Below are 361 nucleotides of genomic sequence, written 5' to 3'. Positions count from 1 at the left end.
TTTATAGATGGTCACTAATGTTTTGATAGGCGTCCTTGGCATATCCTCTATATAATAATTTTTTATTTCGTCTGGATAAGCTAATTTGGGATAGAATTTATTCATGATGCTTAACTGAAGTTTACAGGCGGGTTTACTGAACATCAGTTTACCGAATAATGATACCAGTAGGATGCAAAATCTCGCTAACCTTGGTTGAGGAATACAGAGACTCCCGTCTATAATTGCCTTCTCAGCTATAGCGCTGTCTAATGACAAAAGCTCCATGGCAATTTGACCACCAAGTGAAACTCCACCCACAGCAAATAATTTCCCACCACAGTTCTGTCGGACATAGTTCAGAATTTCCTGTGCCGAATCT

At 39.3% G+C, this 361-nt stretch carries 1 pseudogene; it reads right to left on the bottom strand.

From position 1 onward, the window contains the following. Positions 1–361: pseudogene (locus HMPREF2571_RS10835) on the bottom strand (alpha/beta hydrolase); the annotation flags it as partial.

It is taken from the genome of Streptococcus sp. HMSC068F04 (assembly GCF_001837455.1).
Taxonomy (GTDB): domain Bacteria; phylum Bacillota; class Bacilli; order Lactobacillales; family Streptococcaceae; genus Streptococcus; species Streptococcus salivarius_D.
This window is presented reverse-complemented; position numbering and strand designations above follow the sequence as displayed.